This window comes from Streptomyces sp. NBC_00454 (genome assembly GCF_041434015.1).
In the GTDB taxonomy this organism is placed as follows: Bacteria; Actinomycetota; Actinomycetes; order Streptomycetales; family Streptomycetaceae; genus Streptomyces.
This window is the reverse complement of record NZ_CP107907.1, coordinates 1987066-2007100: the sequence shown is the minus strand read 5'-3', so window position 1 is coordinate 2007100 and position 20035 is coordinate 1987066. Positions and strand designations below refer to the sequence as shown.

The 20035-nt window shown below is 71.6% G+C and carries 19 protein-coding genes; 14 read left to right on the top strand and 5 right to left on the bottom strand.

Translation table 11 applies throughout. The features are described from left to right. Positions 1-118: 118 nt before the first annotated feature. On the bottom strand, positions 119-1459 hold the full coding sequence (locus OHU74_RS09335) for a DUF2252 domain-containing protein (RefSeq protein WP_371615457.1): 1341 nt from the start codon (positions 1457-1459) through the stop codon (positions 119-121). 156 nt (positions 1460-1615) lie between these two features. Here OHU74_RS09335 and dnaE point away from each other — a divergent pair, with 156 nt between their 5' ends. After that, positions 1616-5161, top strand: coding sequence for a DNA polymerase III subunit alpha (gene dnaE / locus OHU74_RS09330; protein WP_371615456.1), 3546 nt, complete (start codon positions 1616-1618; stop codon positions 5159-5161). Positions 5162-5239: 78 nt separating this feature from the next. Here dnaE and OHU74_RS09325 read toward each other — a convergent pair whose 3' ends face one another. Beyond that, entirely contained in the window at positions 5240-5410 is a 171-nt protein-coding gene (locus tag OHU74_RS09325) for a hypothetical protein (RefSeq protein WP_330295949.1), read from the bottom strand. A gap of 210 nt (positions 5411-5620) precedes the next feature. Here OHU74_RS09325 and OHU74_RS09320 point away from each other — a divergent pair, with 210 nt between their 5' ends. The 4 genes from OHU74_RS09320 to OHU74_RS09305 are packed head-to-tail and all read left to right on the top strand — an operon-like array spanning position 5621 to position 9635. Next, positions 5621-6967, top strand: coding sequence for an NYN domain-containing protein (locus OHU74_RS09320; RefSeq protein ID WP_371615455.1), 1347 nt, complete (start codon positions 5621-5623; stop codon positions 6965-6967). A 28-nt stretch (positions 6968-6995) separates the two neighbouring features. Then, on the top strand, positions 6996-8036 hold the full coding sequence (locus OHU74_RS09315) for an ABC transporter ATP-binding protein (RefSeq protein WP_371615454.1): 1041 nt from the start codon (positions 6996-6998) through the stop codon (positions 8034-8036). Then, positions 8033-8848 (top strand): ABC transporter permease, encoded by an 816-nt coding sequence (locus OHU74_RS09310; protein ID WP_371615452.1) that lies wholly within the window; start codon positions 8033-8035, stop codon positions 8846-8848. The genes OHU74_RS09315 and OHU74_RS09310 overlap by 4 nt, the downstream gene beginning before the upstream one ends. 34 nt (positions 8849-8882) lie before the next feature. Beyond that, positions 8883-9635, top strand: coding sequence for a hypothetical protein (locus tag OHU74_RS09305; protein WP_371615451.1), 753 nt, complete (start codon positions 8883-8885; stop codon positions 9633-9635). A gap of 205 nt (positions 9636-9840) precedes the next feature. Here OHU74_RS09305 and ybaK read toward each other — a convergent pair whose 3' ends face one another. Genes ybaK through OHU74_RS09290 form a run of 3 tightly spaced genes read right to left on the bottom strand, consistent with a single transcriptional unit; the run spans position 9841 to position 12722 of the window. Further along, entirely contained in the window at positions 9841-10335 is a 495-nt protein-coding gene (gene ybaK / locus OHU74_RS09300) for a Cys-tRNA(Pro) deacylase (protein ID WP_371615450.1), read from the bottom strand. A gap of 10 nt (positions 10336-10345) precedes the next feature. After that, positions 10346-11083: an LON peptidase substrate-binding domain-containing protein gene (locus OHU74_RS09295; RefSeq protein ID WP_371615449.1), complete on the bottom strand. Its 738-nt coding sequence runs from the start codon at positions 11081-11083 to the stop codon at positions 10346-10348. A 34-nt stretch (positions 11084-11117) separates the two neighbouring features. After that, on the bottom strand, positions 11118-12722 hold the full coding sequence (locus tag OHU74_RS09290) for an oxidoreductase (RefSeq protein WP_371615448.1): 1605 nt from the start codon (positions 12720-12722) through the stop codon (positions 11118-11120). Between the two features lie 147 nt (positions 12723-12869). On the opposite strand from OHU74_RS09290, the gene hisD reads away from it, so the two are divergent. The 9 genes from hisD to OHU74_RS09245 are packed head-to-tail and all read left to right on the top strand — an operon-like array spanning position 12870 to position 19977. Then, positions 12870-14192 carry a histidinol dehydrogenase gene (hisD, locus tag OHU74_RS09285; RefSeq protein ID WP_371615447.1) on the top strand — a complete coding sequence of 441 codons (1323 nt, stop codon included), beginning with the start codon at positions 12870-12872 and terminating at the stop codon, positions 14190-14192. After that, positions 14189-15358, top strand: a complete 1170-nt coding sequence (locus OHU74_RS09280; protein ID WP_371615446.1) for a histidinol-phosphate transaminase — start codon at positions 14189-14191, stop codon at positions 15356-15358. Before hisD ends, OHU74_RS09280 begins: the two co-directional genes overlap by 4 nt. After that, entirely contained in the window at positions 15355-15948 is a 594-nt protein-coding gene (gene hisB / locus OHU74_RS09275) for an imidazoleglycerol-phosphate dehydratase HisB (protein ID WP_243330267.1), read from the top strand. The genes OHU74_RS09280 and hisB overlap by 4 nt, the downstream gene beginning before the upstream one ends. 1 nt (position 15949) lies before the next feature. Then, positions 15950-16117 (top strand): hypothetical protein, encoded by a 168-nt coding sequence (locus OHU74_RS09270; RefSeq protein WP_371615445.1) that lies wholly within the window; start codon positions 15950-15952, stop codon positions 16115-16117. Beyond that, entirely contained in the window at positions 16114-16764 is a 651-nt protein-coding gene (hisH, locus tag OHU74_RS09265; protein WP_371615443.1) for an imidazole glycerol phosphate synthase subunit HisH, read from the top strand. Before OHU74_RS09270 ends, hisH begins: the two co-directional genes overlap by 4 nt. After that, on the top strand, positions 16764-17498 hold the full coding sequence (priA, locus tag OHU74_RS09260) for a bifunctional 1-(5-phosphoribosyl)-5-((5-phosphoribosylamino)methylideneamino)imidazole-4-carboxamide isomerase/phosphoribosylanthranilate isomerase PriA (RefSeq protein ID WP_330295940.1): 735 nt from the start codon (positions 16764-16766) through the stop codon (positions 17496-17498). Before hisH ends, priA begins: the two co-directional genes overlap by 1 nt. Continuing rightward, positions 17495-17911 carry a RidA family protein gene (locus OHU74_RS09255; protein ID WP_371615442.1) on the top strand — a complete coding sequence of 139 codons (417 nt, stop codon included), beginning with the start codon at positions 17495-17497 and terminating at the stop codon, positions 17909-17911. Before priA ends, OHU74_RS09255 begins: the two co-directional genes overlap by 4 nt. Then, complete coding sequence (hisF, locus tag OHU74_RS09250) at positions 17908-18663, top strand: imidazole glycerol phosphate synthase subunit HisF (RefSeq protein ID WP_330295938.1); 756 nt, start codon at positions 17908-17910, stop codon at positions 18661-18663. The genes OHU74_RS09255 and hisF overlap by 4 nt, the downstream gene beginning before the upstream one ends. Positions 18664-18699: 36 nt before the next feature. Further along, on the top strand, positions 18700-19977 hold the full coding sequence (locus OHU74_RS09245) for an MFS transporter (protein ID WP_371615441.1): 1278 nt from the start codon (positions 18700-18702) through the stop codon (positions 19975-19977). The last annotated feature ends 58 nt before the right edge of the window (positions 19978-20035 follow it).

Here is a 20035-nt window from a genome sequence, read left to right as displayed (position 1 = left end):
CGCGAGTGTGCCATGAGTCCCTGTGGGGGAGGGCCACAGGTCCCGAAGGAAGGCCGAACCATCCCTTTTGCGGCGGATTGGCCGTGTAGCGGATCGACCGTGTGGCGGACTGTCCGCCCTACGGCTGCTGCCGCCGGCTCAGGACGTGCCCGTTGCGGAAGAGGTCCACGAAGATCTGGTGGTCGGCGCGCGCCCGGGTCCCGTAGGCGTGGGCGAAGTCCACGAGCAGCTCCGCGAAACCCTCCTCGTCGGCGGCGATGGCCGCGTCGATGGCCCGCTCCGTGGAGAAGGGGACCAGCGTCTGGCCGCTCTCCTGCTCGTCGGCCGCGCCGTGCATGGTCGCCGTCGCCCGGCCCAGGTCCGCGACCACGGCCGCGATCTCCTCCGGATCGTCCAGGTCGGACCAGTCCAGGTCCACCGCGTAGGGGGAGACCTCCGCCACCAGCTGCCCCGAGCCGTCCAGCTCGGTCCAGCCCAGCCACGGGTCGGCGTGCGCCTGCAGGGCCCGCTGGGAGATCACCGTGCGGTGCCCCTCGTGCCGGAAGTACTCGCGCACCGCCCGGTCGGTGATGTGCCGGGACACCGCCGGGGTCTGCGCCTGCTTGAGGTAGATCACGACGTCGTTCTCCAGGGCGTCGCTGTGCCCCTCCAGCAGGATGTTGTACGAGGGCAGGCCCGCCGAGCCGATGCCGACGCCCCGGCGGCCCACCACGTCCTTGACCCGGTAGGAGTCCGGGCGCACCAGGGACTCGTCCGGCAGGCTCTCCAGGTACCCGTCGAAGGCGGCGAGCACCTTGTAGCGGGTGGCCGCGTCCAGCTCGATGGTCCCGGCGCCGGGGGAGAAGCGGCGCTCGTGGTCCCGGATCTCGGTCATCGAGTCCAGGAGGGCGAAGCGGGTGCGGCGGCGGGCGTCGCGCAGGGCCTCCAGCAGCGGGCCGTCGGCCGTGTCCAGGGTGAAGGAGGGGACCTCCTCGTGCTTGGCGCCGGTCGCCAGCTGGTGGATCCGCTCCCGGTAGGCCGCCGCGTAGGTCCGCACGAGCCCGCTGATCTGCTCGTCGCTGAGCGCCTTGGTGTAGCCGATCAGGGCGACGGAGGCCGCGAACCGCTTGAGGTCCCAGGTGAAGGGGCCGACGTAGGCCTCGTCGAAGTCGTTGACGTTGAAGACCAGCCGGCCGTTGGCGTCCATGTAGGTGCCGAAGTTCTCGGCGTGCAGATCGCCGTGGATCCACACCCGGCCGGTGCGCTCGTCCAGGTAGGGGCCGCCGTGCCGCTCGCGCTCCAGGTCGGAGTAGAACAGGCAGGCCGTGCCGCGGTAGAAGGCGAAGGCGGAGGCCGCCATCTTCCGGAACTTGACCTGGAAGGCGGCGGGGTCTGCGGCGAGCAGCTCACCGAACGCGATGTCGAACACGTCGAGTATCTGCTCGGCGCGCTGCTCGTCGTTGGTCTCGGGAACCGCCATGGCGGGTGCCTCCTGGTGGTGCGGGAACGAATGCTTTTCGGACACTGCCATTGGTCGTGCAACGCATGACCGTACCCGCCGGTGCCGGTGATCTGTCACTCGGGAGACGTAGGATTCATAGCTGCCGCCCCTCTCTCCCCACCGGAGGCCCCCACCGTGACCAAGACGCCGTTCACGCACCTGCACGTCCACACTCAGTACTCCCTGCTGGACGGTGCCGCGCGGCTGAAGGACATGTTCAACGCGTGCAATGAGATGGGCATGACGCACATCGCCATGTCCGACCACGGCAACCTGCACGGGGCCTATGACTTCTTCCACACCGCGAAGAAGGCCGGAGTCACTCCGATCATCGGCATCGAGGCGTACGTCGCCCCGGAGTCCCGGCGCAACAAGCGGCGCATCCAGTGGGGCCAGCCCCACCAGAAGCGCGACGACGTGTCCGGTTCCGGTGGTTACACCCACAAGACGATCTGGGCGGCGAACTCCACCGGCCTGCACAACCTCTTCCGGCTGTCCTCCGACGCGTACGCCGAGGGCTGGCTGACCAAGTGGCCGCGCATGGACAAGGAGACGATCTCCCAGTGGTCGGAGGGGTTGATCGCCTCCACCGGCTGCCCCTCCGGCGAGCTCCAGACCAGGCTGCGCCTCGGCCAGTTCGACGAGGCCCTGAAGGCCGCCTCCGAGTACCAGGACATCTTCGGCAAGGACCGGTACTTCCTGGAGCTGATGGACCACGGCATCGAGATCGAGCGCCGGGTCCGCGACGGGCTCCTGGAGGTCGGCAAGAAGCTCGGCATCCCGCCGCTGGTCACCAACGACTCGCACTACACCTACGCGCACGAGTCGACCGCGCACGACGCCCTGCTGTGCATCCAGACCGGCAAGAACCTCTCGGACCCGGACCGCTTCCGCTTCGACGGCACCGGCTACTACCTGAAGTCCACGGAGGAGATGTACGCCGTCGACTCCTCGGACGCCTGGCAGGAGGGCTGCCGCAACACCCTCCTGGTGGCCGAGCAGATCGACACCACCGGCATGTTCGAGGCCAAGAACCTCATGCCGAAGTTCGAGATCCCGGAAGAGGGCTACACCGAGATCACCTGGTTCAAGGAGGAAGTGCGGCGCGGCATGAACCGCCGCTACCCGGGAGGGGTCCCCGAGGACCGGCAGAAGCAGGCCGACTACGAGCTGGACGTCATCATCCAGATGGGGTTCCCGGGCTACTTCCTCGTCGTCGCCGACTTCATCATGTGGGCCAAGAACCAGGGCATCGCGGTGGGCCCCGGCCGTGGCTCCGCGGCCGGCTCGATCGTCGCGTACGCCATGGGCATCACCGACCTCGACCCGATCACCCACGGTCTGATCTTCGAGCGGTTCCTGAACCCCGAGCGCGTCTCCATGCCCGATGTCGACATCGACTTCGACGAGCGCAGGCGCGTCGAAGTGATCCGGTACGTGACCGACAAGTACGGCGACGACAAGGTCGCCATGATCGGTACGTACGGAAAGATCAAGGCGAAGAACGCCATCAAGGACTCGGCCCGGGTCCTCGGCTACCCGTACGCCATGGGCGACCGGCTCACCAAGGCCATGCCCGCCGACGTCCTGGGCAAGGGCATCGACCTCAACGGCATCACCGACCCCTCGCACCCGCGCTACGGCGAGGCCGGCGAGATCCGGGCGATGTACGAGAACGAGCCGGACGTGAAGAAGGTCATCGACACCGCCCGCGGTGTGGAGGGCCTGGTCCGCCAGATGGGCGTGCACGCCGCCGGCGTGATCATGTCCAGCGAGCCGATCGTCGACCACGCCCCGGTCTGGGTGCGGCACACGGACGGCGTGACCATCACGCAGTGGGACTACCCGCAGTGCGAGTCCCTCGGCCTGATCAAGATGGACTTCCTCGGCCTGCGCAACCTCACGATCATGGACGACGCCGTCAAGATGGTGAAGGCCAACAAGGGGATCGACCTCGATCTCCTCGGCCTGCCGCTCGACGACGCCAAGACCTTCGAACTGCTCGGCCGCGGCGACACCCTCGGCGTGTTCCAGTTCGACGGCGGACCCATGCGCTCCCTGCTGCGCCTGATGAAGCCCGACAACTTCGAAGACATCTCCGCCGTCTCGGCCCTGTACCGGCCGGGCCCGATGGGCATGAACTCGCACACCAACTACGCCCTGCGCAAGAACCTCCAGCAGGAGATCACTCCGATCCACCCGGAGCTGGAGGAGCCCCTCAGGGAGATCCTCGGCGTCACCTACGGCCTCATCGTGTACCAGGAGCAGGTGCAGAAGGCCGCCCAGATCATCGCCGGGTACTCGCTCGGCGAGGCCGACATCCTGCGCCGCGTGATGGGCAAGAAGAAGCCCGAGGAACTGGCGAAGAACTTCGTGATCTTCGAGGCGGGAGCCAAGGAGAAGGGCTTCAGCGACCAGGCGATCAAGGCCCTGTGGGACGTCCTGGTCCCCTTCGCCGGCTACGCCTTCAACAAGGCGCACTCGGCCGCGTACGGCCTGGTCTCCTACTGGACCGCCTACCTCAAGGCCAACTTCCCGGCCGAGTACATGGCGGGTCTGCTCACCTCGGTCAAGGACGACAAGGACAAGTCCGCGATCTACCTGAACGAGTGCCGCCGGATGGGCATCAAGGTGCTCCCGCCGAACGTGAACGAGTCGGAGCCCAACTTCGCCGCCCAGGGCGACGACGTGATCCTCTTCGGCCTCACCGCCGTGCGCAACGTCGGCCAGAACGTCGTCGAGTCGATCATCAAGACCAGGAAGGCCAAGGGGAAGTACTCCACCTTCCCCGACTTCCTGGACAAGGTCGAAGCCGTCGTCTGCAACAAGCGCACCGTCGAATCGCTGATCAAGGCCGGCGCCTTCGACGAGATGGGCCACACCCGCAAGGGCCTGGTCGCCCACCACGAACCGATGATCGACAACGTGGTCGCGGTCAAGCGCAAGGAGGCCGAGGGGCAGTTCGACCTCTTCGGCGCAATGGGTGACGAGACCGCGAGCGACGAGCCCGGCTTCGGGCTCGACGTGGAGTTCTCCGACGTCGAGTGGGAGAAGGCCTACCTGCTCGCCCAGGAGCGCGAGATGCTCGGCCTCTACGTCTCCGACCACCCGCTCTTCGGCCTCGAGCACGTCCTCTCCGACAAGACCGACGCCGGAATCTCCCAGCTCACCGGCGGGGAGCACGGCGACGGCGCGGTCGTCACCATCGGCGGCATCATCTCGGGCCTCCAGCGCAAGATGACCAAGCAGGGCAACGCCTGGGCCATCGCCACCGTCGAGGACCTGGCCGGCTCCATCGAGTGCATGTTCTTCCCCGCGACCTACCAGCTCGTCTCCACCCAGCTGGTCGAGGACACCGTGGTCTTCGTCAAGGGCCGCCTGGACAAGCGCGAGGACGTCCCCCGGCTGGTCGCCATGGAGATGATGGTCCCCGACCTGTCCAACGCCGGGACCAACGCCCCCGTCGTCCTCACCATCCCGACCGTCAAGGTCACCCCGCCGATGGTGACCCGGCTGGGTGAGATCCTGCGCCACCACCACGGCAACAGCGAGGTGCGGATCAAGCTCCAGGGGCCCCGCACCACCACCGTGCTCCGCCTCGACAAGCACCGGGTCAAGCCCGACCCCGCGCTCTTCGGCGACCTCAAGGTGCTCCTCGGACCGTCCTGCCTGGCCGGATAGCCGCAGCGGTCCCACGAAGCACGGAAGGGCCCGCCCCGGTCGACCGGGGCGGGCCCTTCTCATGTCCGCACGGAGGCGTCAGTTGTGGCCGAAGCGCTTCTGCTTGCTCTTGTGCGCCATGTCCAGCGGCGACGGCGAAGGCGACGGCGACGAGGACATCGACTCGGACGAGGACTCCGTCTTCGCCGGATCCTGCGACGAGCGGGCCTGCTGCTTCTGCGGCTGCTTCTGGTTCTTGTTCTTGGCCATGGGGGAACCTCCGTGAGGGTCTAGGGGCCAGGACCGCCTTCACACTCACACAGCGCCGTAAACGGCGCATTTTGGATCATTACCGCGCGTAGTCGGGGCTCCCGCCGTGCACGTCTGAGAGATACGCCACGCCGATGATCGAGTTCCGGCCGTCAACGCCCTTGCTGTCGGGCAGACTCGGGGAAACTCAGAGGACCCCCAGGGAAGAGGGTGGTACGCGTGGACCGCTGCGTCGTCCTGGTGGACGCCGGCTATCTGCTGGGCGCCGCCGCGAGCCTTCTCGCGGGAGAACCCTCCCGCTCCCGCATCACCGTCGACCATGCGGCGCTCATCCAGGGGCTGCGCGAGCGGGCCGAAGCCGACACCGAGCAGCCGCTGCTACGGATCTACTGGTTCGACGGTGCACCCGACCGGGTGCCCCAGCCCGAGCACCGCCGGCTGCGCGTCATGCCCCGCGTCACCGTCCGCCTGGGCGCCCTGACCCGCAGCGACGGCCGGTGGGCTCAGAAGGGCGTCGACGCCGCCATGCACGCCGAGCTCACCGAGCTCGCCCGCAACCGCGCCTGCTCGGACGTCGTACTCGTCACCGGCGACGGGGACCTGCTGCCCGGCCTGATGTCCGCCAAGGAACACGGGGTCGCCGTCCACCTGTGGGCCGTGCAGGCCGCCGACGGAGACTACAACCAGTCCGAGGACCTCGTCGCCGAAGCCGACGAACGCCGCGTCCTGGACCGTACGTGGATCACCCGGGCCGTCCGCGCCCGCGACCTCACCGGCCTGTGCGCACCGGCTCCCGCGCCGCGCCCCGAGATCGCCGCCATCCTCTCCGCGCCCCTGCCCGAGGCGGCCCTCGCCGAAGCCGCGCGCGGCAACGGCAGCCGGCCCGAGACCGCCGCGGAGCCCGAGGAGGGCGGCGTACCCGGCCCGGCCTCGCCCGCCACCGCGAACGGCCGGACCGTCCCGACCCCCAAGGACCTCGCGGGCGCCCTGCGCGCCCCCGGCTCCCCGGCCCCCGCCCCCACGCCCGCCGCTGCGGGCGGCGCGCCCCCGGCCGGCAGCGCCCTGCGCTGGTCCTCCGACAAGGGCTGGATCGACCGGGCCGGGCCCCTCGGCGAGCCCGCCGAAACCGCCTCGCTGCCCACCCTCGCCCAGCTCACCTCCGCCGAGCAGCGCTGGGCGGACCGCGAGGAGGACATCACCACCGTCGGCGGCGACCCCTTCGAGGTCGGCCAGGTCTTCGCCCGGCGCTGGATGGAGCGGCTCCCGGAAACCGTCCACCTGCAGAAGCTCGCCACCATGTACCCGCGGATCCCGCACCGGATCGACGGGGAGCTGCTGCGCTACGCCGCCCGCTTCGGGCTCCTCGCCCACAAGGACGACCAGATCGACGAGCACGACCGCTACGCCATCCGGGCCGGGTTCTGGCGCGAGATCGACGTACGGGCGGCCGCCGAACACGTGGCCGCCGCCGGTGCGCCCCCCGTCGTGGTCCCACAGGCCCCCGCGGCCCCCTCCGCGGCCACGGCCGCCGTCGCGGTGGCCCCGGCAGCCGAGTAGGGGCGCGAACCCCGTAGGCTGCTCCCTCGTGAGAACGGGCACAGCACAGGCTGAAACGGGCACGGCAACGGCCGCGGGAGTGGCCTCCGACGTGGTCTGCGCGGTGCGTGACCTGGTCAAGACGTACCCCGCGGTACGGGGGCGGCGCGGAGCCCCGGCCCTGCCCGAGACCCGCGCCACCGACGGGATCTCCCTGGACGTCCGGCGCGGCGAGATCTTCGGCCTGCTCGGCCCCAACGGCGCAGGCAAGTCCACCCTGGTCCGCCAGCTCACCGGGCTGATGCGGCCCGACGCCGGTTCGGTGACCCTGCTCGGCCACGACCTCGTACGCCACCCCGAGCGGGCCTCCCGGCTGCTCGCCTACCTCGGGCAGGAATCCACCGCCCTCGACGAGCTCACCGTGTCCCTGGCCGCCGAGACCACCGGCCGGCTGCGCGGGCTCGGGCTGCGCGAGGCACGGTCCGAGCGGGACGCCGTCCTGGAGGAGCTCGGGCTGACCGAGATCGCCGGACGGCCCCTGAAGAAGCTCTCCGGCGGACAGCGGCGCCTGGCCTGCTTCGCCGCCGCACTGGTGGGGGAGCGGCCCGTACTGGTCCTCGACGAACCCACCACCGGCATGGACCCCGTGGCCCGGCGGGCCGTCTGGGCCGCCGTCGACCGGCGCCGCGCGCAGAGCGGAGCCACCGTGCTGCTGGTCACCCACAACGTCATCGAGGCGGAAACGGTCCTCGACCGGGTCGCCGTCATCGACCAGGGCCGGGTCATCGCCTGCGACACCCCGGCCGGACTCAAGGCCCAGGTCTCCGACGAGGTCCGCCTGGAACTCGTCTGGCGCACCGCGCCGCCCCTGGACATCCCCGAGGTCGCCGCGCTCGCCGGGGCGGCCACCGAATCCGGGCGGCGCTGGGTGCTGCGGCTCGGGCAGGACGAGGCGCGGGCGGCGGTGGCCGCCGTCACCGGCGGCCCGGCCTTCGCCGCCCTCGACGACTTCACGCTGGCCACGCCGAGCCTGGAGGACGTGTACCTCGCCCTGGGCGGGCGCACCTCGAAGGGACTGGTGAAGGCGTGAGCGCCACTGTCGCCGCCACGGCCACCGCCGCGGCCGCCACCGACGGACCGGGCACCGAGGGCGTACTGGCCCCGCGCGCACGGTTCTTCCCGGCGCTCGCCGCCGTCTACCGGGCGCAGCTGTCCCGGGCGCGGGTCTCGCGCATCCCGCTGCTCTTCGTGGCCACCTTCCAGTCCGTCGGGATCATGATCCTGATGCGGGGCGTGGTCGACGGGGGCTCCGAGGCGCGGGCCGTGGTCGCCGGCTCCTCCGTGCTGGTCGTGGCCTTCGTCGCGCTGAACCTCCTCGCGCAGTACTTCGGACAGCTCAGGGCGAGCGGCGGGCTGGACCACTACGCCACCCTGCCGGTGCCGCCCGCCTCGGTGGTGCTGGGCGCGGCCGCCGCGTACGCCTCCTTCACCCTGCCGGGCACGCTGGTGACGGCCGTCTTCGGGTGCGTGCTCTTCGGGCTGCCGATGAGCGGACTGTGGATCCTGGCGGCCGTGGTGCCGCTGGCCGGGGCCGCGCTCGCCGGGCTCGGCGCGGCGCTGGGACTGCTCGCGCCCCGGCAGGAGCTGGCCACCCTGGCCGGGCAGCTCGGAATGTCCGCGGCGCTGCTGCTGGGGGTGCTGCCGCCCGAGCGGATGCCGGACGTCATCGTGTGGGCGCGGGACCTGCTGCCGTCCACGTACGGGGTCGAGGCCTTCGCCCGTACCTTCGAGCCGCACCCCGACTGGGCGGCGGTCGTCCTCGACCTCGGAGTCTGCGCGGCGGTGGGCGTGCTGTCCCTGGCGATCGCCACCTGGGCGTACCGGCGGGCGGCGGTCCGCTGACGCCGGCTCCGGCCTTACCTGGCACGATGTGGGGGTGACCGAAGCCGTGACCTCTCATGAACAGCCCGACGAGCCGCCGCTTCCGTCGGCTTCGCCCGCGCCCTCGCCCTCGCCGGAGCCCGTGCTCTCGACTTCGCCCCCGGCCGAGCGGGTGGTTTCCCCGGCCGACGTCCGCGACGGGGCCGCCATCGCCCTCGCGGTGGGCGTGGCCGGTGTGCTGCTCGGGCTGCTGTGGGTGTGGCTGGCGCCGCGCGTGCAGTACGTCTCGAACGGCGAGGCGGTGTTCCTCCGGGACACCGAGAGCGAGGCGCGGATCGGGGCCGACGCGACGTTCTTCCTGCTGGCGCTCGGGTTCGGCGTGCTCAGCGCCCTGGCGGTCTTCCTGTGGCGCCGGCGCGGGGGAGTACCGCAGGTCGTCGGGCTCGTGATCGGCTCGGCCTTCGCCGCGGTGGTCGGCTGGCGGCTCGGCCTGTGGCTGGGCCCGTCCTCGGACCTGGTGGGCGTCGCCCGGAAGGCGGGCAAGGGAGTCCCCTTCGACGCACCGCTGGAGCTCATGGCACACGGGGCGCTGCTTGCGTGGCCGATGGCCGCGGTGATCGTCCACCTGGCGCTGATGGCGCTCTGGGGGCCGCGGGAGGTGGTGGCCGGACCCTTGTCCTGGCCGTCCTATTACCAGGGCCCTGCCGATGCCGTCCCGGCCGACGCCGTCCCCGCCGACGCTGCCCCGATCGATGCTGTCCCGGACCGCGGCCCGGCCCCGTCCGCCACGGAGCCTCCGCGTCCGTAGCCGGGTGGTGCGGCCCTGCGGGGCTGGTCCCCTACCCGCCCTTCCACCGTTCCCCGGGCTCTGCCCGGACCCGGTCCTCAAACGCCGGACGGGCTGAAAGATTCCCGGCGGGGCTGGATTTGCCGCCTAGCGGTATATCCAGCCCCGCCGGCGTTTGAGGCGCGGGGGTCCGGGGGCTGGTCCCCGGCAACGGCGGCGCGGCCGACTACGCGCGGGCGATCGGGGCCAGGGTGGCCGCCGTCAGGGTGGTCAGGGTGGCGGGGGGCAGCTCGACCTCCAGGCCCCGGCGGCCCGCCGAGACGCAGATGGTCGGGAAGCCCGAGGCCGACGTGTCCAGGACCGTACGGAGGCTTCGGCGCTGGCCCAGGGGGGAGATGCCGCCCAGGACGTAGCCCGTGGTGCGTTCCGCCAGGGCCGGGTCGGCCATCGCCGCGCGTTTGCCGCCGACCGCGGCGGCCAGCGCCTTGAGGTCGAGGCTGCCCGAGACCGGCACCACCGCCACCACCAGGGAGCCGTCCACGTCCGCCAGCAGGGTTTTGAAGACCTGGGACGGGGAGACGCCGAGGGCCTGCGCGGCCTCTTCGCCGTAGGACGGGTGGGAGGGGTCGTGCTCGTACGCGTGGATCTTGAAATCGGCGCCCGCGGCCGTCAGCGCGACGATCGCCGGGGTGCCGGCCGGCGCCGGCTTCTTCTTCGCCATCAGGTCGCCATCAGTTCGGGCTCGTCGGCGCGCGCGTCAGGTCCACCGCGGGCAGTGAGGGGAGGTGGCGGATGACGGCCGTCTCCGCGCGCAGGAGTTTCAGCTCCTCCGCGAGGCGGGTGGCGATGTCCGGGGCCTGCAGCAGACGCTGCTTCGCCGGGATGTCCAGTACCGCCGCCGCCGCGACCAGGTACGAGACCACCGACGGCTCGTCGGGGAGCTCCGTACTGGTCAGGGACCGCTCGCGGGCTCCCGCCAGCCGCTTCTGGTAGCTGCGGAAAGCGCGCAGGACCCCTTCGGCCAGGGCTCCGGCTCCCTCGCCCGCGTCCTCCGGGAGCTCTTCGAGCTCGGCCGTCAGGTACGGGCCGGTCGCGTCGACCGAGAGGAGGCGGACCCGGACGGTGCCCGTGGCCATGACCTCGAAGCTGCCGTCCTCCCGCTCCCGGATCGAGGCCGCGTCCGCGATGCAGCCCACCCGGTGGAACGCCTGGATGGGATCCGCGCCGAAGCCGGCGGCCGGGCCGCGCTCGGGCAGGGCGGTCTGGTCCGGCAGGCCGGGGGCGGTGGGGGCGACCTCCCGGCCGTCGCGGATCGCGACGACCGCGAAACGGCGCGGCTCGTCCTCGCCCGCCTTCAGCAGTTCGCGCATCATGGCGCGATAACGCTCCTCGAAGATGTTCAGCGGGAGGACGAGTCCCGGGAACAGCACCGAGTTCAAGGGGAAGAGGGGCAGGCGAACGGTGGTCACGAGGCACAGGGTAATGGCCACGAGGGCGGGGCCGTCACCCCCGCCTCAGCAGGCGGGACGCGCCCGCCGCCACCGTCGTGGCCAGGATCCACCCCAGTATCACCAGCGCCGCCGCGAGCCACTGCCAGCCGTCCTTGAGATTCCACTGGTCCTGTTGGCCGAGGTCGATCACGGGGAGCAGCAGGTCCAGGGCGAAGAGGGGAGCGCTCCATTCGGGGTGCTCGTCCGCCTTGATCGCCGGGGGTTTGCCGTGCCAGGAGAAGAGCAGGGCCCCCGCCGCCCACAGGACGACCATCCACAGGGCGGCCCGGCCCGGCCGGTACCCGTAGACCACCAGCCAGTCCTGGAGGTACCCCCAGGCCTGCAGGGCCGGCGGCAGGGTGGCGCGCCTGCGCCGCTGCTTGGCCAGCAGCACCTCGCGGGCGTCCGCGTCCTCCCCCGAGGCGCGCAGCACGGCGGCGAGGCGCTCGTACGGTTCGGGTGAGTACTCCGGGGTGGCCGCCTCGACCCACTCCAGCCGGCGGGTGAGCGGGAAGTGTCCCCGGGGCGCGAGGTTCTCGTAGTCGAACCCCTCCAGGGAGACCCGGCCCGGGCCCGGCCAGCTGGTGGCCATGTCGACGAGCTTGACCACCTTCGACCCCGACACCACCACCCGCCCCAGCTCCGGCCGCTCGCCCACGAAGCGCAGCTCCGGGGTGTGGATCCGGCGCAGCGACACCTCCTGGTCCGCGGTCAGGACGAAGCGGGCGCCGTAGAAGTCGACGGCGTCGCCGAACCGGCCGTCGTCCAGGCGCAGGCCGCCCTGGCATTCGAACCGCTGCGCGCGCTGCCCCCGTGCGGGGGTCTGGCCGATCCCGTACGGGGGAGTGGAGGTGGGGTCGAAATCGCCCGTCGTGGCGTCCAGCGCGATCGAGGTCAGGTAGAGGGTGCGCTCCACGGTGAGCTGCGGGGCGTTCAGTGCGCGCCGCCCGTACGGGTTGGACAGCCGGGCACCGCGCAGGTTCATCGACACGCCGACCTTGGCCCCGCGCAGGCTGACCTCCCCGTACGTGCGCAGCAGCTCGCCCTGGAAGTCCTGCGCGACCGACATCCCGTCGGCCGCCATGGCCCGCCCCTTGTTGTCCCGCTGCACCACGGCCTCGCTGATCAGCAGGTCGGTGCCGATCTGCGCGTCGGTCAGCCGGATGCCGCGCGCGACGCGGCAGCGCCGCAGGTGCAGGTCGCCCTCGGTGTGCAGGCGGGCCGCGTCCACCCGGGGTATCGCGCAGTTGACCAGGCGCAGCGTGCCGAAGCGGGCCTCGGAGAGCTGGATCTCCCCGTCGAAGCGGCAGGACTGGAGTTCCACGTACGGGGCGATCGTGCCGCCGGAGAGGTCGAGGCGGCCGGTGATGCGTACGCCGCGCAGCTTGAGCGAGGCCACCCGGCCCGGTACCGGCCCCGGCCCGTGGAGCAGCAGCAGCGCCACGATCTGGGCGCGGACGCTCCGCTCGGGGCCCCAGGCCGTGTCGGCGTGCGGATCGTCCCGGTCGGCGGTGCGGGCGCTGAGGTCGCATACGCTGCCCGTGCGGTACGCGCTCCACATGCGCTGTTCCGGGCCGGTGAGATCGGGCGGTTCCCCGTCCGGACGTGCTTCGGCCATGGCGGCCCCCCTCCGCAGGCGCGATGGTCGTCACCGCGTGTAACCCAAACGCTAAAGGGCCGCTGTGACATCCGGGAACGTCCGTGGCGTGTATCAGCCAGTGATACGGACGAACGGTGGCGCGAGGCGGTCTGAGAGAATTGGAACGTGATCTCTCGTATCGACCTGCGCGGTGACACCCTCCCCGAGGGTGGCGCCCTGCGCGATCTGCTGCCCCGTGCCGAGTTCGACGTGGAAGCCGCCCTGGAGAAGGTGCGGCCCATCTGCGAGGACGTCCATCATCGTGGGACCGCGGCGCTGATCGAGTACGCGCAGAAGTTCGACGGAGTGACCCTTTCCCGGATCAGGGTCCCCGTCGAGGCGATCGAGGCCGCCCTGGAGGCGCTCGACCCGGCCGTCCGCGCCGCACTCGAGGAGTCGATCCGGCGCGCCCGGATCGTGCACCGCAACCAGCGCCGCACCGAGCACACCACCCAGGTGGTCCCCGGTGGAACGGTGACCGAGAAGTGGGTTCCGGTGGAGCGCGTGGGGCTGTACGCCCCGGGCGGCCGCTCGGTGTACCCGTCCTCGGTCGTCATGAACGTCGTACCGGCCCAGGAGGCGGGCGTCGAGTCGATCGCGCTGGCCTCCCCGCCGCAGGTCGAGTTCGACGGCCTGCCGCACCCGACGATCCTCGCCGCGTGCGCCCTGCTCGGCGTGGACGAGGTGTACGCCGCCGGCGGCGCCCAGGCCGTCGCGATGTTCGCGTACGGCACCGAGGAGTGCGCCCCGGCGAACATGGTGACCGGCCCCGGCAACATCTGGGTCGCCGCCGCCAAGCGCTACTTCACGGGCAGGATCGGCATCGACACCGAGGCCGGCCCGACCGAGATCGCCGTCCTCGCCGACTCCACGGCCGACCCGGTGCACGTCGCCGCGGACCTGATCAGCCAGGCCGAGCACGACCCGCTGGCCGCCGCCGTACTGGTGACGGACTCCGAGGAGCTCGCGGCCGCCGTCGAGAAGGAGCTGGAGCCGCAGGTCGCGGCCACCAAGCACATCGAGGACCGGATCAAGCCCGCGCTCGCCGGCCGCCAGTCCGCGGTCGTGCTGGTCGACTCCCTGGAGGACGGGCTCAAGGTCGTCGACGCGTACGGCGCCGAGCACCTGGAGATCCAGACCGCCGACGCGGCGGCCTGGGCCGCCCGCGTGCGCAACGCCGGCGCGATCTTCGTCGGCCCCTGGTCCCCGGTCTCGCTCGGCGACTACTGCGCCGGATCGAACCACGTGCTGCCCACCGGCGGCTGCGCCTGCCACTCCTCGGGCCTGTCCGTGCAGTCCTTCCTGCGCGGCATCCACATCGTCGACTACACGCGGGACGCCCTCGCCGAAGTCACCCACCACGTGGTGACGCTCGCCGAGGCGGAGGACCTGCCCGCGCACGGCGCGGCTCTCAAGGCGCGATTCGGGTGGAAGGTTCCGCAGGCATGACAGGCACGCACGACACGACGGGCACGCAGGACGCGACGGGCACGCAGGACGCAGCGGCCGTCCTCTCCATCGACGACCTCCCCGTCCGCGACGAGCTGCGCGGCCAGACCCCCTACGGGGCCCCGCAGCTCGACGTCCCCGTCCAGCTCAACACCAACGAGAACCCGTACGGGCTGCCCGAGGCGCTCGTCGCCCGCATCGCCGAGCGCGTCGCCGAGGCCGCCCGCACCCTCAACCGCTACCCCGACCGGGACGCGGTCGAGCTGCGCACCGAGCTGGCCGCCTACCTGACCCGTACGGGCAAGCACGCGGTCGCGCTGGAGAACGTATGGGCCGCCAACGGCTCCAACGAGGTCCTCCAGCAGCTGCTGCAGACCTTCGGCGGGCCCGGCCGCACCGCGATCGGCTTCGAGCCCTCGTACTCGATGCACGCGCTGATCGCGCGCGGCACCGGCACGGAGTGGATCTCCGGTCCGCGCAACGAGGACTTCACGATCGACCTGGAGTCGGCGGAGCGGGCCATCGCCGAGCACGCCCCCAACGTGGTCTTCATCGCCTCGCCCAACAACCCCACGGGTACCGCCGTCGGGGCGGAGACGGTCCTGGCGATCTACGAGGCCGCGCAGGCGGCCGGGCCCTCCGTGGTCATCGTGGACGAGGCCTACGTGGAGTTCAGCCACCGGGACTCGCTGCTGCCGCTGATCGAGGGCCGCCCCAACCTGGTGGTCTCCCGGACCATGTCCAAGGCCTTCGGCGCGGCCGGACTGCGCCTGGGCTACCTGGCCGCGCACCCCGCCGTGGTCGACGCCGTGCAGCTCGTACGCCTGCCGTACCACCTGTCGGCCGTCACTCAGGCGACCGCGCTGGCCGCCCTGGAGTACACCGACACCCTGCTCGGCTACGTCGAGCAGCTCAAGGCCGAGCGCGACCGCCTGGTCACCGAGCTGCGGGGGATCGGCTTCGAGGTCACCGACTCCGACTCGAACTTCGTACAGTTCGGCCGGTTCGAGGACTCCCACACCGCCTGGCAGAAGATCCTCGACCAGGGCGTCCTGGTCCGGGACAACGGCGTACCGGGCTGGCTGCGGGTCACCGCGGGCACCCCGGCCGAGAACGACGCGTTCCTGGAAGCGGTTCGCGCACTGAAGAAGGAGCAGCACGCATGAGCCGCATCGGACGGGTCGAACGGACCACCAAGGAGACCTCGGTCCTCGTCGAGATAAACCTCGACGGCACCGGCAAGGTCGACGTCTCGACGGGCGTGGGCTTCTACGACCACATGCTCGACCAGCTCGGCCGCCACGGCCTCTTCGACCTCACGGTCAAGACCGAGGGCGACCTGCACATCGACAGCCACCACACCATCGAGGACAGCGCGCTCGCGCTCGGCGCCGCCTTCAAGCAGGCCCTCGGCGACAAGGTGGGCATCTACCGGTTCGGCAACTGCACCGTGCCGCTCGACGAGTCCCTCGCCCAGGTGACCGTCGACCTGTCCGGCCGCCCGTACCTCGTGCACACCGAGCCCGAGAACATGGCGCCGATGATCGGCTCGTACGACACGACGATGACCCGGCACATCTTCGAGTCCTTCGTCGCCCAGGCCCAGATCGCGCTGCACATCCACGTGCCGTACGGCCGCAACGCCCACCACATCGTGGAGTGCCAGTTCAAGGCCCTGGCCCGCGCCCTGCGCTACGCCGCCGAGTTCGACACGCGCGCGGCCGGGATCCTGCCTTCCACGAAGGGCGCCCTCTAGCGTGAACGGGCTCAACACGATCCTGATCGTCCTCGGCCTCTTCCTGGCCGGAGGCGTCTACTCCTTCCAGAAGCAGAAGATGCCCAAGTCGGTCGTCATCCTGCTCGCCATCAGCTCCGCGCTGTGCCTCGTCGCCGGAGTCCTGCGGATCCAGGGGATTTGGGAATGAGCGCAGTCAGCCCCACCAAGAAGGTCGTGGTCTTCGACTACGGCTTCGGCAACGTCCGCTCCGCCGAGCGCGCCCTCGCGCGCGCCGGCGCGGACGTGGAGATCACCCGCGACTACGACAAGGCCATGGACGCCGACGGACTCCTCGTCCCCGGCGTCGGCGCCTTCTCGGCCTGCATGCAGGGGCTCAAGGACGCGCGCGGCGACTGGATCATCGGCCGCCGGCTGTCCGGCGGCCGCCCGGTCATGGGCATCTGCGTCGGCATGCAGATCCTCTTCGAGCGCGGCATCGAGCACGGGGTGGAGACCGAAGGCCTCGACGAGTGGCCCGGCACGGTCGGCCCGCTCAAGGCCCCGATCGTCCCCCACATGGGCTGGAACACCGTGGACGCCCCGGCGGACAGCCAGGCCTTCGCGGGTCTCGACGAGGACGCCCGGTTCTACTTCGTGCACTCCTACGCGGCCCACGACTGGACCCTGGAAGTCACCAACCCGCTGATCAAGGCACCCAAGGTCACCTGGGCCACGCACGGCGAGCGGTTCGTCGCGGCGGTGGAGAACGGCGCCCTGTGGGCCACCCAGTTCCACCCCGAGAAGTCCGGGGACGCCGGCGCCCAGCTCCTCACCAACTGGATCGAGACCCTGTGATGACGACCCAGAAGAAGCTCGAACTGCTTCCCGCGGTGGACGTGCGCGACGGCCAGGCCGTCCGCCTCGTCCACGGCGTGTCCGGCAGCGAGACCTCCTACGGCTCCCCGCTCCAGGCCGCCCTCGCCTGGCAGGCCGCCGGCGCCGAATGGCTGCACCTGGTCGACCTGGACGCCGCCTTCGGCACCGGGGACAACCGCGCGCTCGTCGCCGAGATCACCGGCGCCATGGACATCAAGGTCGAGCTGTCCGGCGGCATCCGCGACGACGCCTCGCTCGCCGCCGCCCTCGCCACCGGCTGCACCCGCGTCAACCTGGGCACCGCCGTCCTGGAGACCCCCGAGTGGGCCGCCAAGGCCATCGCCGAGCACGGGGACAAGATCGCCATCGGCCTCGACGTACGCGGCACCACCCTCAAGGGCCGCGGCTGGACCAGCGAGGGCGGGGACCTCTACGAGACCCTCGCGCGCCTGGACTCCGAAGGCTGCGCCCGGTACGTCGTCACCGACATCGGCAAGGACGGCACCCTCACCGGTCCCAACCTGGAGCTGCTCAAGAACGTCTGCGCCGCCACCGACCGCCCCGTCGTCGCCTCCGGCGGCATCTCCTCCCTCGAGGACCTGCGCGCGCTGGCCGCCCTGGTCGGGGACGGGGTCGAGGGCGCGATCGTAGGCAAGGCCCTGTACGCCAAGGCGTTCACGCTCGAAGAAGCCCTGAAGGTGGTCTCCGCATGAGTTCCGAGAACAGCTCCACGAACCGTTCAGACGTCCGACGCATCTCCTCCGGCGGCGCCTACGAGGACGTACTCGGCTACTCCCGCGCCGTCCAGCTCCCCAACGGGCTGGTCCTGGTCTCCGGCTGCACCGGAGCCGACGCGGGCGGCCCGTACGACCAGACGAAGAAGGCCTTCAGCGTGGCCTTCAACGCCCTGGAGCAGGCCGGACTCGGCCCCGAGCACGTGGTCCGCACCCGCCTCTACCTCACGCACGCCCGTGACGTGGACGAGGTCGGCCGCGCCCACAGCGAGCTCTTCGACAAGATCCGCCCCGCCTCGACGCTGATCATCGTCAACGGGTTCGTCGACCCGAGCATGGTCGTCGAGGTGGAGGTCGAGGCCTTCGGCCCCGTCGCCGGAGGCTCCGCATGACCCTCTCCGTACGGGTGATCCCCTGCCTGGACGTGGACAACGGCCGGGTCGTCAAGGGAGTCAACTTCCAGAACCTGCGCGACGCCGGCGACCCCGTCGAGATGGCCAAGCTCTACGACGCCGAAGGCGCCGACGAGCTGACCTTCCTCGACATCACCGCCTCCTCCGGGAACCGCGAGACCACCTACGACGTGGTGCGCCGCACCGCCGAGCAGGTCTTCATCCCGCTGACCGTGGGCGGCGGCGTACGCACCGCCGACGACGTGGACAAGCTGCTGCGGGCCGGCGCCGACAAGGTCGGCGTGAACACCGCCGCCATCGCGCGGCCCGAGCTCATCCAGGAGATCGCGGAGCGCTTCGGCCGCCAGGTGCTGGTGCTGTCGGTCGACGCCCGCCGCACCGCCTCCGGCTCCTTCGAGGTGACCACCCACGGCGGCCGGCGGAGCGCCGGCATCGACGCCGTCGAGTGGGCCCACCGCGCGGCCGAACTGGGCGCCGGGGAAATCCTGTTGAACTCGATGGACGCGGACGGTACCAAGGACGGCTACGACACCGAGATGATCGCGGCCGTGCGCAAGCACGTCACGGTACCGGTGATCGCCTCGGGCGGCGCGGGCAAGCTCGCACACTTCCCGCCGGCGATCGCGGCGGGGGCCGACGCGGTCCTCGCGGCGTCCGTGTTCCACTTCGGCGACCTGCGCATCGGCCAGGTCAAGGACGTGCTGCGGGAGGCGGGCCACCCGGTCCGCTAGGACGACCTAGAGGTTCCACCTGGGGGCGGGTGCGGGTTGAGCGGGAACGACATCGGCAAGGGTGCGGGGCCGGGGCCAGGGCCGGGGAGCGTCTGGCGGGACGGCAACGTCCTGCGCTGGCTGGCCGCCTACGGGGCTTCGCTCATCGGGGACGGGGTCTACTTCCTCTCCCTCGGCTGGACGGCGGCGCAGACCGCCGGCCCGGCCGAGGTCGGGGTGGTCATGGCCGTCGGCGCGGTCCCGCGGGCCCTGCTGATGCTGGGCGGCGGAGTGATCGCCGACCGCTTCGGCCCCCGGCTGGTGGTGATCTCCTCGGACGCCGTGCGCTGCGCGGTGATCCTGGCACTGGCCGGGCTGGTCGCCCTGACCGCACCGGGCCTGTGGATCCTGGTCCTCGTGGCGCTCGTCTTCGGCGTCGTGGACGCCCTGTTCATGCCGGCCGTCGGCGCACTGCCGCCGCGGATCGCCGCGCCGGGGCAGCTGGTCCGGGTCCAGGGGATGCGCAGCCTCGCCGAGCGCGTCGGGCACACCGCCGGGCCGCCGGTGGCCGGTCTGGCGATGGGCCTCGGCGGGCCGGCGGCGGCCTTCGGGGTGGCCTCGGCGCTGTTCGGGCTCTCGCTGGTGCTGCTGGTGGCGGTACGGATCTCCCCGCTCGGGGAGCCCTCGGGCCCGGCTCCGGCGTCTTCGGCGCTGCCCCGGGAGAGTCCGTGGAGCCAGCTCCGGTCGGGCCTCGGGTACATACGGGGGCACGGGCTGATCGGCCCCCTGGTCCTGTCCGGGGCGCTGAGCCAGCTGGGCACGTCCGCGCCGATGACGCTCGGGCTGATCCTGGTCGCGCAGGACCGCGGCTGGGGCGCGGGCGGGGTCGGCTGGATCGTCGGCGGCATGGGGGTGGGCGCGGCGGCGAGCGCGCTCCTGCTGACCCTGATCCCGCGGTTCCCCCGGGCCGGGGCAGTCCAGAACCTCACCCTGATCCTCGGCTCGGCCGGCATCGGCGGGCTGGTCCTGGCGCCGAGCCTGCCGGTGGCGGTCGTGCTGGCCCTGCTGACGGGCCTGGTCTGCGGGATCTGCGGAGGCCTGGCGGTCGCCCTGATCCAGACGGCCACGGACCCCTCGTACCTGGGGCGGGTCAGCTCGGTGATGGCCTTCACGGCGGTGGGGCTGGCGCCGCTGGCGTATCCCGTCTTCGGCCTGGCCGCGGACCTCTGGGGGGTGACCCCGGTGTTCCTGGCCGGCGCCGCGGTGAGCATGGCGGGCGCGATCGTCGGGACCTCGGCCCCGGCGGTCCGCCGCGCGGAGCTGGCCTTCGCCTGATTCGTTGTGACGTGGCCCTGCGGGGCTTGTCCCCTACCCGCCCTTCCACCGTTCCCCG

Excerpts from the sequence above, each read along its gene's own strand:
- hisB (WP_243330267.1), top strand. The coding sequence starts at position 15,355 with ATGAGCCGCATCGGACGGGTCGAACGGACCACCAAGGAGACCTCGGTC.
- OHU74_RS09280 (WP_371615446.1), top strand. The coding sequence starts at position 14,189 with ATGACAGGCACGCACGACACGACGGGCACGCAGGACGCGACGGGCACG.
- ybaK (WP_371615450.1), bottom strand. The coding sequence starts at position 10,335 with ATGGCGAAGAAGAAGCCGGCGCCGGCCGGCACCCCGGCGATCGTCGCG.
- OHU74_RS09335 (WP_371615457.1), bottom strand. The coding sequence starts at position 1,459 with ATGGCGGTTCCCGAGACCAACGACGAGCAGCGCGCCGAGCAGATACTC.
- priA (WP_330295940.1), top strand. The coding sequence starts at position 16,764 with ATGACGACCCAGAAGAAGCTCGAACTGCTTCCCGCGGTGGACGTGCGC.
- hisH (WP_371615443.1), top strand. The coding sequence starts at position 16,114 with ATGAGCGCAGTCAGCCCCACCAAGAAGGTCGTGGTCTTCGACTACGGC.
- OHU74_RS09255 (WP_371615442.1), top strand. The coding sequence starts at position 17,495 with ATGAGTTCCGAGAACAGCTCCACGAACCGTTCAGACGTCCGACGCATC.
- OHU74_RS09325 (WP_330295949.1), bottom strand. The coding sequence starts at position 5,410 with ATGGCCAAGAACAAGAACCAGAAGCAGCCGCAGAAGCAGCAGGCCCGC.
- OHU74_RS09290 (WP_371615448.1), bottom strand. The coding sequence starts at position 12,722 with ATGGCCGAAGCACGTCCGGACGGGGAACCGCCCGATCTCACCGGCCCG.
- hisF (WP_330295938.1), top strand. The coding sequence starts at position 17,908 with ATGACCCTCTCCGTACGGGTGATCCCCTGCCTGGACGTGGACAACGGC.